The sequence below is a fragment of the Mycobacterium simiae genome (assembly GCF_010727605.1).
Lineage (GTDB): Bacteria > Actinomycetota > Actinomycetes > Mycobacteriales > Mycobacteriaceae > Mycobacterium > Mycobacterium simiae.
On the sequence record NZ_AP022568.1, the window covers coordinates 2,987,013 to 2,999,735 of the forward strand.

Sequence of the window (12,723 nt, forward strand, 5' to 3'; positions counted from 1 at the left end):
CTTTTGCGACCAGCGAATCTTTCGCGGTCCTCGAATCGGTCCGACCGGCGCCATGCGAGCAAAGTTTAACGTCTGCGGCGCCGTGGCGGTGCGGCCTCCAAGGCCAGGTGCCACTCGCTCGCCACGGTCGACAGGGGGCTGGGCGCCGGGTCTGTCAGCGGTACGACTTCACCGGCTGGATGTGCCGCACCGCGGCCTTCGAACAATGCGAGACACGGGTTGCCATCGAGGCTGGACGGGAACCTCACCGCCGCGACACCGGTATCGAACAGATCGCCCGCGATGGTCTGGGTGACGACGCGTCGGTCTGTCGTGATCTCATGTAGGTCAAGATGTTTCAGATCATAACTGACCAAGAGTTCCGCGTGCCGACGCTCGATCTGATGCCGGGTCCGGGCTTTGGTCAAATCGACCACGGGCCCGTCGAGTTCCAGGATCGCCCGCACCAACACGTTTTCCTGTCGCCATTTCGCGGTCACTGGTGCGGTGGCGAAGTCGGCGGCGGCCGCAGGCCCGTAGCGTTGGACATGGCGTTGCCGGGCGGCGAGGTTGGGCCGGAAGTCGGCGAGGACCTCGCGCAGGCAGGTCACCTCCGATTCGGCCAAATACAAGGTCCGGAAACGGTGTTCGATGTCGTCGAACCGATGGCTGAACCCGTACAGATGCCAGGGTGCGAAGTCGAGGGCGCTGGCGTGGTAGCCGACTCGCCACAGGAAGTTTTCACCGGCGCCGGCGCTCACGCCTGAAAGCTAGCAACCTGCCGCGCCGCTTGCACCACCATCGTGAAGTGCTTCGTGTCGGTCGCGGCACCCAGAACTTCCACGGGGGCTTGGTCGTCCAAGCGGGTGTTCGTTCCGAACAGCCACGCCCGCGCCGTCTTGTCGTCATAGGCGTCGACGAGCATCCGCACCACCTTGTATCCCTCGCGAAGGCGGCGTTCGGTCATCCCGTGCGGCTCCGGTCCGCCCGCGCGCGCGTAGCGGCCGATCTGCCTGGCGTCGGCCAGCCCGGCGATCGCGGCGGCAACCCGCTGCCCCACCGTGCCTTGCAGGTATGCCGCGATTTCGCCGATCGGGCGCGACGCCGCCTCGATATCGAGCTGCTGCGCCACAGATACCGTCAGAACGGGCATTGAGCGCCTCCACGGCTCGATCTACCGAAACATCTGTGCACAACTGTACCAGGAAATCGCCTGGAAAATACACCTAAAACTACACCCGGGGCCGTCAAAAGCCGCCGACGGCACCTCAGCGGGAAACCGATTTGCGCACTCTGTCGGTGCGCCAGGCTCAGTCATCTGGCGCCCGCGAAACTGGTCTGATGGACCAGTTTTTGAGTCGGGGTGGCGGGATTTGAACCCACGGCCTCTTCGTCCCGAACGAAGCGCGCTACCAAGCTGCGCCACACCCCGCTTGAAGCCTCGACAGCCTATCGCACCGGCCCGCCAACTCGCCAAACCGCTGGCCGGAAGCTAGATCCAGTTGCAGTTGCGTTCGAATTCGGCCAGTGCCCCCGCGGGATCGGTCAGATCGAGCCCCTGCTCGGCGACCCATTCGTCACTGAAGTAGGTGTCGGCGTAGCGGTCGCCGCTGTCGGCGATCAGCGTGACCACCGAGCCGCTGCGGCCCGCGGCCACCATCTCGGCCAGCAGCCCGAACGCACCCCACAGATTGGTGCCCGTGGACGGCCCCACCCGTCGCCCGAGCACGGCGCTGACATGGCGTGCCGCGGCGACCGACGCCGAGTCGGGCACCGCGACCATGCGGTCGACCACGTCGGGCAGAAACGAGGGCTCGACCCGCGGCCGGCCGATGCCCTCGATCCGTGACGACGCCGACAGCACCAGGTCGTAGCGTTGCTCCGCGTAGGCCGGAAAGAACGCGGAGTTCTCCGGGTCGACGACGCACAGGCGGGTGGCGTGGCGCCGGTAGCGAAGGTAGCGGCCGATCGTGGCACTGGTTCCGCCGGTGCCCGCCCCGACCACGATCCATTCGGGGATGCAGTGTTGCTCGTCGCGCAGCTGGGCGAATATCGACTCGGCGATGTTGTTGTTGCCGCGCCAGTCGGTCGCGCGTTCGGCGTTGGTGAACTGATCCATGTAATGGCCGCCGGTTTCGTCGGCCACACGCTGGGCCTGAGCGTAGACCTCGCTGGAGTTCTGCACGAAATGGCAACGGCCACCTTGTGATTCGATCAGTGCGACCTTCGCCGAACTGGTGGCGGCGGGGACCACGGCGATGAACTGAAGGCCCAGCAGCGACGCGAAGTACGCCTCGGAGATCGCGGTCGAACCCGAGGACGCCTCCACGATCGTGGTGCTCTCGCCGATCCACCCGTTGCACAGGGCGTACAAAAACAGCGAGCGTGCCAGCCGGTGTTTGAGGCTGCCGGTGATGTGGGTGGACTCGTCTTTGAGGTACAACGCAATGTCGACGTTCGTCGACCACGCCGCGGGCAGCGGATACCGCAACAGGTGCGTGTCGGCGCTGCGACGGGCATCGGCCTCGATGAGCCGGATCGCGTTGTCCGCCCAGCTTCGCGAGGCGCTGCGGACCGCGATCTCGGTCCGAGCGTTCAACGCAGCGATGCCGCGGGCTGGGAGCGGCCCCGGTCGCTGCGCGAATCCCGGCCTCCCATCGGGGCGGCGATCAACGTCAGCAGGGTCGCCTCCGGCCGACAGCAAAACCGCACTGGGGCGAACGGGGAAGTCCCTAGCCCCGCGGAGACGTGCAGTTGCATGTTCGCGCCCCACCGCGACGGCCCCTTGGCCCGGGTGCGGTCCAGGCCGCAGTTGGTGACCAGCGCACCGTAGAACGGCAGGCACAGCTGGCCGCCGTGCGTGTGCCCGGCCATCACCAGCTGGTAGCCATCCGCGGCGAATCGATCCAGTACCCGCGGTTCCGGCGAATGCACCAGTCCCAGGCGAAGATTCACGGCCGGGCTGGCCGGGCCCGCGATCGTCTCGTAGCGGTCGCGGTCGATGTGCGGGTCGTCCACCCCGGCCGCGGCGATGTGCAGGCCGGCCACCTCGAACTCGCGCCGCGTGTGGGTGAGGTCGAGCCAACCCCGCTCGGTGAAGGCCGCGCGCAAATCCTGCCAGGGTAGCGGCTCACCCTTCACCCGGTGCGACGGATTGATCACGTAGTTCAGCGGGTTTTTCAGCCGCGGACCGAAGTAGTCGTTGCTGCCGAAGACGAACACCCCGGGGCGGGACAGCAGATCCCCGAGGGCCTGAATAACGGCGGGAACCGCTTTGGGGTGGGCCAAGTTGTCCCCGGTGTTGACGACCAGGTCGGGCTCCCAGCCGGTGAGCTCCCGCAGCCAGGCCTGTTTGCGGCGTTGGTTGGGCAGCATGTGTAGATCGCTGATGTGCAGTACCCGCAGCGGGGTGGAGCCCGGGGACAGGACGGGCATGGTTATCTCGCGCAGGACGAACGCATTGCGCTCGACCACCGCGGCATAACCGATGCCGGCGACGGCCGAACCGAGCGTGACGGCGCCGGTGCGAATGAGGGTGGGCAATGCCCCGCGACGATGCGGTCCGCGCAGCGGACCGCCGAAGACGGGGGCCATTGAGCTTGCATCAGCCATGCGGGCAGTTTACTGCCGGTTGCGGTCCGGAGCGCCTGTCGCGCCGTAGCGCGGCTACGGAGGCGGTTGGCCCGGCGGCGGAGGCGGGGCGAGCAACGGAATGGTGATCGGTGGCAGGCCCGGGATCTCGACCACCTGCGAACCGACCGGCAGCGGCGCGCCGTCCGGCGGTGGCGGCGGCGCCGGCGGAATGCCGTTGCTGACCTGGATCGTGATCACCGACCCGGGGATCGTATTGCCCGACGGTGACGTCCCGACCACCTCGCCCAACTTCGCGCTGCTGTTGACGGAGTTGGTCTGGTCGGCCACCTGGAAGCCCGCATCTTTGAGACGGGTGCGGGCCGCATCCACGTCCATGCCCGCGACGCTGGGCACGCGTGAGCCCGGTGAGCCCTCGACGTACCGGGGATCGGTGGGCGGCAGTTTGACGTCACCGAAGTTCAGCGCGATCGGCTTCATCGCAGTGAACCAGGTGCGTGCTGGCTCGTTGCCGCCGTATAAGTCGCCCTCACCGCAATGCCGCAACGGCGACGAACACAGATCCGTCGGGTTGGGGGAGTCGTCATAGATATAGTTTGCGGCCGCGTAGTGGCTGGTGAAGCCGACGAAACCGGACGAGCGGTGCGCCTCGGTGGTACCGGTCTTACCGGACACCGGCAGGTCCCAACCTGCGGCACCGGCCGAGCCGGCCGCCGTGCCGCCGCCGGTAGCGTCCTTGCTCATCGCGTTGGCCAGCGTGTTCGCCAACCCCTCGGGCACCACCTGGTCACAGGTTTCGGTGGTGACGGCGACCTCATTGCCGTTGCGGTCGATCAGCTTGTCGATCGGGTTCGGCGGGCACCACACCCCGCCGGAGGCCAGCGTGGCCGCGACGTTCGACAGCTCCAACGCATTGACCTCGATCGGGCCGAGCGTGAACGACCCGATGTTCTGCCGCTTGACGAAGTCGGCGAGGCTTTCGTTGCTGTCCGGGTTGTAATCACGCGCCGTGCCGGGATCGGCGTAGGAGCGCAGCCCGAGCTTGATCGCCATGTCGACCGTGCGGGTCACGCCCACCTGCGAGATCAGCTTGGCGAACGCCGTGTTGGGCGAGGTCGCCAACGCCTCGGTCACATTCATCGAGCCGCGGTAATTACCGGCGTTGACCACACACCAGGTGTCCTTGGGGCAGCCCTTGGCTCCACCGCTACCCAAGCCCTTGGCCTGGAATCGGGGCGGTACGTCGAGGGTGGCGTTGATGCCCATCCCCATGTCCAGCGCCGCGGCGGTGGTGAAGATCTTGAACACCGACCCCGCACCGTCGCCGACGAGCGAGAACGGTTGCGGCCGCATGGTTTGGCCGGCGTCGACGTCCAGACCGTAGGTGCGGTTGCTGGCCATGGCCATCACCTTGTGCGACGTCTTGCCCGGCTGGATCACGCTCATCACGCTCGAGATCCCCGGCAACGTCGGGCTGGCGAACTTGTCGATGGCGGCCTTGACCGGGTTTTGCACGTCCGGATCCAGCGTGGTGCGAATCAGGTAGCCGCCCCGCGCCACCTGTTCCTTACTGATGCCGGCGCGGGAGAGGTATTCCTGGACGTAATCGCAGAAGTAGGCACGGTCGCCGGCGGCGATGCAGCCGCGCGGCAGCTGGTTGGGCTGCGGCAACACCCCCAGCGGGGTGGCCTTGGCGGCGCGCAACGCGTCAGCCTCCTGTGGGATGTTCTCGATCATCGTGTCGAGGACGAGGTTCCGCCGCGCCAGCGCGCCCTCGGGATTGGTGTAGGGGTTGAGCGCACTGGTGGATTGCACCATGCCCGCCAGCAGCGCCGCCTGCTGCCAGTTCAAATCCAAAGCGTTGATGCCGAAGTAGGTCTGGGCCGCATCCTGGACGCCGAACGAGCCGTTCCCGAACGAGACGAGGTTGAGGTAACGGGTCAGGATCTCCGGCTTGGTGAACGTCTTGTCGAGTGTGAGCGCCATCCGGATCTCGCGCAGCTTGCGCGCCGGGGTGGTCTCGACGGCCGCGCGCTTCTCCGCATCGGTCTTTGCGGTCACCAGGAGTTGGTAGTTCTTTACATACTGCTGCTCGATCGTGGACCCGCCGCGAGTGTCGACATCGCCGGAGGCATAGCCGGCCAGCCCGGTCAGCGTGCCCTTCCAGTCGACGCCGTTGTGTTCGGCGAACCGCTTGTCCTCGATCGAGACGATGGCGAGCTTCATCGTGTTGGCGATCTTGTCGGTCGGCACCTCGAAACGACGTTGCTCATACAGCCAGGCGATGGTGTTACCCTTCGCGTCGACCATCGTCGAGACGGCGGGTACCTGTCCCTCGAGGAGCTGGGCCGAGCCGTTGGCGACAACCTCGGAGGCCCGGTTGGACATCAGTCCCAGTCCACCAGCCATCGGGAACATCAGTGCGGTGGCGACGATACTGGCCAGCAGACAGCACCCGGCCAGCTTGAGAATAGTGAGTGCTGCCGGTGGCCGGTCTGACATGCGTACAGGGTAACTGCCAGTTCATACCCCCTGCGCTTCGAATCCGCTGTGCGGACCAACAAGCCTTGAGCAGCGTCTTTGCCGCCGGCAGCAACCTGGCCTTGCAATCGATTCACATATCGGCTACTCAAATCGGGTACCCAAAGACATGGCGCGACTTACGCTGGACGACAAGACGGCACGCCCGTCCCAAAAAAACCGTTATCGGACTGTTGCGCAATTGGCCCCTGACCACCTAACTTATACAGACGGTGAGATTCAGGTAACACCGAGCAGCACCATGTGGCGTAGATCGCAACGACGGTCTGCCAACCGAGGAGGGCGGTCGCACACCGCGACCGGGAGGAAGGGAACAGCTCGTGTCAGGAACACGACCGGCAGCACGCCGAACCAACATTGCGGCAGCACAGGGGGTACTGCACAGTGTGGATGCTGAAGAACGCATTGCCTGGGTGTCCAAAGCGCTGTGTAGGACCACTGATCCCGACGAACTCTTCGTCCGCGGCGCCGCCCAACGTAAGGCCGCCGTTATTTGCCGGCACTGCCCGGTAATGCAGGAGTGTGGGGCGGACGCGTTGGACAACAAGGTCGAGTTCGGCGTCTGGGGCGGCATGACCGAGCGGCAGCGCCGGGCCTTGCTCAAGCAGCATCCCGAGGTCGTTTCCTGGTCCGATTTCTTCGACAAGCGCCGGAACCGCGGCGTCAGCTGACGGGCATCCCGCCCACTCTCCGGGCTTCGTGACGCACTGATAGGCCCAACCTCGGTATTACGTTTTCGTTACAGCATCCGCCTTGTTGAGTGCGTGTCGATCAGCTCCGCAAATACGAAGTACGTTGTGCGCGTGCATAATTCAGGCTCATAACTTGGCTTGTGTCCAATACCGCACACTTCGCAACGGCCAGCAACCCGCCGTCACGAATTGCTAATGCCGTTTTGGCGCCCGCTCAGCGATCCGGTGAGCGGCTCCGGTTGACGCCGACGTAAAAGCAGGTCAGCGGGCCGCATCGGCCCCCACGGCGGTGATCTGATCGGCCAGCGCCCGCAGGGCTTCCAGATCGGACACGTCGAACGGCAGCGACGGAACACCCACCACGGGCACGTGCGGATTGGCGCCGGTGAAACGCGACAGCAGCCGGATCTCGCGCTTGGCCGTCTGGCCCCGATCGGCGTGGATCTGCAGCACCGCGGTGGTCAGGGTCGCGTTGGCGTCGTCCACGGACTTCAGCGACTCGATGCCGTCGATGGCCCGCTCCACCGGCAGCGAGCACAACAGCGGATGCGTGCGGTTCAAGATGAGGCCTGCCAGCGGCATGCTCTCCTGCGACAGCCGGTCGACGAAAAACGAGGCCTCGCGCAGCGCGTCGGGCTCGGCCGCCGACACCACGACGAACTGGGTACCGCGTCGCTTGAGCAACGCGTAGGTACGGTCCGCCTTCTCGCGGAAACCGCCGAACGTGGCATCCAGCGACTGCACAAACGCTGCCGCGTCGGCCAACATCTGCGACCCGAGGATCGTCGACATCGCTTTCATCGCCAAACCCATTGCGCCGGTGACCAATCGGCCGATACCACGGCCGGGCGCCAGCAACAGCCGCCACAACCGGCTATCCATGAAACTGCCCAGCCGCTTCGGTGCATCTAGGAAGTCGAGCGCATTTCGTGACGGGGGAGTGTCCACCACCACCAGGTCCCAGCGATCCTCGCCGAGTAGCTGGCCGAGCTTCTCCATCGCCATGTACTCCTGCGTACCGGCAAGCGATGTGGCGACCGTCTGGTAGAACTGGTTGTCCAAAATCGCCTGGGCCCGAGCGGTTCCGGAGTACTGAATCACCATCTCGTCGAACGTGCGGCGCATGTCGAGCATCATCGCGTGCAGCTCGCCGCTGACTTCGGGCGCCAGCGGGACCCGCTGCGGAGTGTTGCCGAGATCATTGACACCCAGCGCTTGGGCCAGCCGCTTAGCCGGGTCGATGGTCAAAACGCAGACATTGCGCCCATATTCGGCTGCACGTAATGCCATGGCCGCAGCTGTGGTGGTCTTGCCTACCCCGCCGGCGCCGCAACACACCACGACCCGATTCGAGCGGTCGGCCAGGATCGAAGCCAGATCAAGAGCTTTCGGGACCGTACTCATCGAACTCCCTGCTGTGCAAGCGATTCCGACAATTCGTACAGGCTTCCGAGGTCGATGCCGTCGGAGATGGCCGGCAACTCCAGCCGCGGCACCTGCAAGGCGTCGAGCTGCTGCGCAGTCTCGGCGCGCGCGCTGATCCGGGTCGCATGCTGGATGGTCTCGGTCAGTAATCCGGCAAAGTCGTTGTCGCCCAGCTCGATTCCCGCCGCCTTCAAGCCGGCGCGCACGGCGTCCGCGTCGACATCGCCCTCCGCGGCCTTGGCGAGATCGCCGGGTTCGAGATAGGCGGGAATGTTGCGGTTGACGATCACGCTGCCGATCGGCAGCTTCATTTCGGCCAGCTCCTCGATGGCCTCCAACGTTTCCTGCACCGGAAGCGCTTCCAGTAACGTGACCAGGTGGATGGCCGTCTGGTCGGAGTGCAGCAGCCGGACCACCCCCTCGCTTTGCGAATGCACCGGGCCGCCCTTGGCCAGATCCGAGACCGCCTTGGTCACGTCCAGAAAACGTGCGATCCGCCCGGTCGGCGGGGCGTCGACGACGATTGCGTCGTAAACCGGGGTCCGAGTCCCCTTGTTGACGCGCACCACGGTCTCCTTGATCTTGCCGGTGAGCAGCACGTCGCGCAGGCCGGGCGCGATCGTCGTCGCGAACTCGATGGCCCCGATGCGGCGCATCGCCCGCCCGGCGATCCCGAGGTTGTAGAACATGTCCAGGTATTCCAGGAACGCGGCCTCGATGTCGATCGCGAGTGCGTTGACCTGGCCGCCGCGCTCGGCGGTGGCGATCTTGAGCTCTTGATAAGGCAACGGCGGGACGTCGAACAGCTGCGCAATCCCTTGGCGGCCCTCGACTTCGACCAATAGCACTTTGCGACCGCCCGCCGCCAGCGTCAACGCCAGCGCCGCCGCGATCGTCGACTTACCCGTTCCGCCTTTGCCGGTGACGAAGTGCAGGCGGGCTTTCGAGAGGCGTGCGGGCCAGCCCACGGCAGCGCTGCCGCTAGATGTGGTTGCCACCACAGCATGCTAGCCGCTGGGATTTGGCCGATAAGCTCGCGGCATGACTTCACCCACCACATGGGAATACGCGACGGTTCCGCTCCTCACCCACGCCACCAAACAGATCCTCGACCAATGGGGTGCCGATGGCTGGGAGCTGGTCTCGGTGTTGCCGGGGCCCACCGGTGAGCAGCACGTCGCCTATCTGAAACGCCCCAAGTAAGGGGGCAGGTAGATGAGTGCGAAGGCTCGCCTCCAGCAGCTCGGCATCGCGCTTCCGGAGGTGGCCGCGCCGTTGGCCGCGTACGTGCCGGCGGTGCGTAGCGGCAACCTCGTCTACACCGCCGGGCAGCTGCCGTTCGAGGCCGGCAAGTTGACGCACACCGGCAAGGTTGGTGCGGACGTCACCCCCGAACAAGGCAAAGCGCTGGCGCGGATCTGCGCGCTCAACGCGTTGGCTGCGGTGGATTCGCTGGTGGGCCTGGATTCGGTGACCCTGGTCGTGAAAGTCGTCGGCTTCGTCGCCTCCGCCCCCGGATTCCACGGACAACCGGGCGTCATCAACGGCGCATCGAACTTGCTCGCCGAGGTGTTCGGCGATAGCGGCGCACACGCCCGCTCGGCGGTAGGAGTCGCCGAGCTCCCATTGGATGCGCCGGTAGAGGTCGAGTTGATCGTCGAGGTCGGTTAACGGCGGTGGCCAAGGCAGTCGAGACGCCGACGCATCCCGCCTACGGCCAGCTGCGGGCGGTGACGGACACCGCGTCGGTCCTGCTCGCCGACAATCCTGGGCTGATGACGTTGGAAGGCACCAACACCTGGGTATTACGGGGGGCGCGCAGCGACGAGTTGGTGATCGTGGACCCCGGGCCGGACGACGACGAACACATCGCGCGGGTCGCGGCGCTGGGCCGCATCACCTTGGTGTTGATCAGTCACCGGCATCCCGACCACACTGACGGCATCGACAAGCTGGTCGAGCTGACGGGGGCCACCGTGCGCTCGGCAGGCAGCGGGTTCCTGCGTGGATTCGGTGGCCATCTGCTCGACGGTGAAGTCATTGACGCCGCCGGCCTGAAGATCAAGGTGATGGCTACCCCCGGCCATACCGCCGACTCGCTGAGCTTCCTGCTCGACGACGCGGTGCTGACTGCCGACACGGTGCTGGGTCGCGGCACCACCGTCATGGACAAGGAAGACGGCAACCTCAGCGACTACCTGGAATCACTGCAGCGCCTGCGCGGGCTGGGGCGGCGGACCGTGTTACCGGGGCACGGGCCCGACCTCGGTGACCTGGAAAGCGTCGCCCAGGGATACCTGGTGCACCGGCAGGAGCGGCTGGAGCAGGTGCGCGCCGCGCTGCGGGAGCTCGGTGAGGATGCGGACGCCCGGCAGATCGTCGAACACGTCTACACCGACGTCGACGAGAAGCTCTGGGATGCCGCCGAATGGTCAGTACAGGTGCAACTGGATTATCTGCGCGACTAGCGGCCACTACCTGGCACTGCTCTTCCCGGAAAGCGTTGCGCCACAGGCATATCCACAACAACTCGAAGCCGGGACGTTCAGCCGGCCGACGGAACGCAAGAGCCCGAACAATAAACCGTTAGGTGCGCATCGGGGTGTCCGCTGGGCCCCGATCCTTCGCCCGTCTGTGCAGCCACCGGATTACTTCGATGCTCCCGGCCAACGCCAGCGCCACGACGAACGACACCGCGAACGCCAGCAGCGGTCGGCCCTCGAAGGCGTGCCCGCCGACAAAGCCGATCAGCGTGTTGACGGTCGCCCACAACACGGCGCCGGTCGCGTCGTACATCACGAACTGCCGATACGGGAATTCCAGCACGCCACAAGCGATGGTGGTCGCCGTGCGGCCGCCTGGCAGGAACCTCGCGACGATCACCACGGGGCCGCCGTGTCGCTCCAATTGCCGCTGGGCCCAGTCCAGCCCGCGCTGACCTCGCTCCCCTCGGGTGATCCAGCGCCGGGCCCACCCCTCGGCCGAGTGGCCGATGCGGTAGGCGATGTTGTCGCCGGCGAATCCGCCGAAAGCACCCATCGCGATCACCCCGGCCAGGATCATCGAGTGGTCGGCCGCCAGAATGCCGCCGGTGAGCAGGACCGTTTCGCTCGGCAGCATCGGCAGAATGGCGTCGAGCGTGCACAAGCCGAAGATCAGCGGGTAGGCCCACCAAGAGTGGCCGAGCGCGTCGAGCAACGAGTCAAACACCGCGCATCACCGCGCTCACGAGATGAACCCCTTGCGGGTGAACTGCTCGGCCTCGCCGCGGTCTACGGCCTGGTCGTGGCTGGCGGCCGCGCGCTCGAGTAAATCGATCAGGGCCGGCTCGCCGCGGACCCGCTGCTGATACTTCTTGCCGAGCGCCATGATCTGGTCGCGTTCGGCGAGCAGTTTCTTGAAGATGCGCTCGCGTTCCTCGGGGTCGTGGGTGTACTCGGAGTCCAGATAGGCCGTTGCGTGCCGCCGGGCGTTGGCGATCGCCGTCTCGGCCTTGCCACGCTTGCTGAGCAGCGACGCGACGAGCGTCACCAGCAGCACACCGAGGATCACCACCAGCGAGAGCGCCGTGCTGATCTCGGCCACTCGCACCGGCTCGCCGTCGTTGACGAAAGGGACGTTGTTCTCGTGCAGGGCATGCAGGATCAGCTTTACCCCGATGAAGCCGAGGATGGTCGCGAGCCCATAGGACAGGTAGACCAGCCGGTCCAGCAGCCCGTCGATCAGGAAGTACAGCTGCCGCAGGCCCAGCAGTGAGAAGGCCGTGGCAGTGAAAACGATGTAGACGTGCTGGGTGAGGCCGAAGATCGCTGGAATCGAGTCGAGCGCGAACAGGATGTCCGTGCCGCCCAGGGCGACCACCACCAGCAGCATCGGTGTCATCACACGCTTGCCGGCCACGGTGGTGAACAACTTGTCCCCGTCGTAGTGCTCGGTGGTGCGCATGACCTTCTTCGCCGCCCGGATCACGAAGTTGTCGGCTTTGCGCGAATCGTCGTCGTCCGGCTTGAGAATGCTCCCGGCGGTGAGCAACAGAACCAATCCGAACAAATAGAAGATCCAGGCGAAGGCATTGATCAGCGCGGCGCCCACAAAGATGAAGCCGGTGCGGGCACTCAGGGCGAAGACGATCCCAAACAGCAGCACCTTCTGCTGGTCCTCGCGGGGCACTCGAAAGCTGGTGATGATCATGAGGAAGACGAACAGGTTGTCGACCGACAACGCTTTTTCGGTCACGTATCCGGCGAAGTACTCCGAGCCGACGTCGCTGCCGGCGAACACAAACACGCCGACCCCGAACAGCACCGCGATTCCGACGTAGAGCGCCGACCAGACGGCGGCTTCCCGTAGTTGCGGGACGTGCGCCTTACGGACATGGAAGAAGAAGTCGAACGCCAGCAGGCCCGCGATGGCGAGCACGGTCAAAGCCCAAACCCAGGTGGGGACATTCATTTGCTACGTAACCCACCTTCTGTGCAGCTGCCTTCGCGGTCGT

13 protein-coding genes and 1 tRNA gene are annotated in these 12,723 nt (G+C 65.6%); 4 read left to right on the forward strand and 10 right to left on the reverse strand.

What is annotated here, in order from left to right:
* Positions 1 to 65: 65 nt before the first annotated feature.
* The 6 genes from G6N33_RS13835 to ponA2 form a co-directional block, all read right to left on the reverse strand.
* Positions 66 to 740 carry an RES family NAD+ phosphorylase gene (locus tag G6N33_RS13835; protein WP_044508846.1) on the reverse strand — a complete coding sequence of 225 codons (675 nt, stop codon included), beginning with the start codon at positions 738 to 740 and terminating at the stop codon, positions 66 to 68.
* Positions 737 to 1,111 (reverse strand): XRE family transcriptional regulator, encoded by a 375-nt coding sequence (locus G6N33_RS13840; RefSeq protein ID WP_231382502.1) that lies wholly within the window; start codon positions 1,109 to 1,111, stop codon positions 737 to 739. Before G6N33_RS13840 ends, G6N33_RS13835 begins: the two co-directional genes overlap by 4 nt.
* A 226-nt stretch (positions 1,112 to 1,337) precedes the next feature.
* Positions 1,338 to 1,411, reverse strand: a tRNA-Pro gene (locus G6N33_RS13845).
* A 60-nt stretch (positions 1,412 to 1,471) separates the two neighbouring features.
* A complete protein-coding gene (cds1, locus tag G6N33_RS13850; RefSeq protein ID WP_044508843.1) occupies positions 1,472 to 2,578 on the reverse strand; it encodes an L-cysteine desulfhydrase Cds1 in 1,107 nt (368 codons plus the stop codon).
* Positions 2,575 to 3,573 (reverse strand): metallophosphoesterase, encoded by a 999-nt coding sequence (locus tag G6N33_RS13855; RefSeq protein WP_081662107.1) that lies wholly within the window; start codon positions 3,571 to 3,573, stop codon positions 2,575 to 2,577. The genes cds1 and G6N33_RS13855 overlap by 4 nt, the downstream gene beginning before the upstream one ends.
* Before the next feature lie 72 nt (positions 3,574 to 3,645).
* The gene (ponA2, locus tag G6N33_RS13860) at positions 3,646 to 6,072 is read right to left on the reverse strand and encodes a transglycosylase/D,D-transpeptidase PonA2 (RefSeq protein ID WP_044508840.1); all 2,427 of its coding nucleotides are present in this window, start codon (positions 6,070 to 6,072) and stop codon (positions 3,646 to 3,648) included.
* A 359-nt stretch (positions 6,073 to 6,431) separates the two neighbouring features.
* Between ponA2 and G6N33_RS13865 the strand changes: the two genes are divergently transcribed.
* Positions 6,432 to 6,782: a WhiB family transcriptional regulator gene (locus G6N33_RS13865; protein ID WP_044508838.1), complete on the forward strand. Its 351-nt coding sequence runs from the start codon at positions 6,432 to 6,434 to the stop codon at positions 6,780 to 6,782.
* A 282-nt stretch (positions 6,783 to 7,064) separates the two neighbouring features.
* On the opposite strand, the gene G6N33_RS13870 is transcribed toward G6N33_RS13865, so the two are convergent.
* Positions 7,065 to 8,207, reverse strand: coding sequence for an ArsA family ATPase (locus G6N33_RS13870; RefSeq protein WP_044508836.1), 1,143 nt, complete (start codon positions 8,205 to 8,207; stop codon positions 7,065 to 7,067).
* A complete protein-coding gene (locus G6N33_RS13875; RefSeq protein ID WP_044508834.1) occupies positions 8,204 to 9,229 on the reverse strand; it encodes an ArsA-related P-loop ATPase in 1,026 nt (341 codons plus the stop codon). Before G6N33_RS13875 ends, G6N33_RS13870 begins: the two co-directional genes overlap by 4 nt.
* Positions 9,230 to 9,269: 40 nt before the next feature.
* Here G6N33_RS13875 and G6N33_RS13880 point away from each other — a divergent pair, with 40 nt between their 5' ends.
* From G6N33_RS13880 to G6N33_RS13890, 3 genes are read left to right on the forward strand one after another with little or no spacing between them, the layout of a single operon-like run.
* Positions 9,270 to 9,431 (forward strand): DUF4177 domain-containing protein, encoded by a 162-nt coding sequence (locus G6N33_RS13880; protein ID WP_101528697.1) that lies wholly within the window; start codon positions 9,270 to 9,272, stop codon positions 9,429 to 9,431.
* 12 nt (positions 9,432 to 9,443) lie between these two features.
* The gene (locus tag G6N33_RS13885; protein ID WP_044508832.1) at positions 9,444 to 9,899 is read left to right on the forward strand and encodes a RidA family protein; all 456 of its coding nucleotides are present in this window, start codon (positions 9,444 to 9,446) and stop codon (positions 9,897 to 9,899) included.
* 5 nt (positions 9,900 to 9,904) lie between these two features.
* Entirely contained in the window at positions 9,905 to 10,696 is a 792-nt protein-coding gene (locus G6N33_RS13890; protein WP_044508830.1) for an MBL fold metallo-hydrolase, read from the forward strand.
* Between the two features lie 118 nt (positions 10,697 to 10,814).
* On the opposite strand, the gene G6N33_RS13895 is transcribed toward G6N33_RS13890, so the two are convergent.
* Positions 10,815 to 11,438: a DedA family protein gene (locus tag G6N33_RS13895; protein WP_044508828.1), complete on the reverse strand. Its 624-nt coding sequence runs from the start codon at positions 11,436 to 11,438 to the stop codon at positions 10,815 to 10,817.
* 15 nt (positions 11,439 to 11,453) lie between these two features.
* Entirely contained in the window at positions 11,454 to 12,680 is a 1,227-nt protein-coding gene (locus G6N33_RS13900; protein ID WP_101528698.1) for a TerC family protein, read from the reverse strand.
* Between the last annotated feature and the right edge of the window lie 43 nt (positions 12,681 to 12,723).

What these genes read in the sequence shown, in the direction of transcription:
- G6N33_RS13855 (WP_081662107.1), bottom strand. Translation starts at nt 3,573, where the DNA reads ATGGCCCCCGTCTTCGGCGGTCCGCTGCGCGGACCGCATCGTCGCGGG.
- ponA2 (WP_044508840.1), bottom strand. Translation starts at nt 6,072, where the DNA reads ATGTCAGACCGGCCACCGGCAGCACTCACTATTCTCAAGCTGGCCGGG.
- G6N33_RS13870 (WP_044508836.1), bottom strand. Translation starts at nt 8,207, where the DNA reads ATGAGTACGGTCCCGAAAGCTCTTGATCTGGCTTCGATCCTGGCCGAC.
- G6N33_RS13880 (WP_101528697.1), top strand. Translation starts at nt 9,270, where the DNA reads ATGACTTCACCCACCACATGGGAATACGCGACGGTTCCGCTCCTCACC.
- G6N33_RS13885 (WP_044508832.1), top strand. Translation starts at nt 9,444, where the DNA reads ATGAGTGCGAAGGCTCGCCTCCAGCAGCTCGGCATCGCGCTTCCGGAG.
- G6N33_RS13900 (WP_101528698.1), bottom strand. Translation starts at nt 12,680, where the DNA reads ATGAATGTCCCCACCTGGGTTTGGGCTTTGACCGTGCTCGCCATCGCG.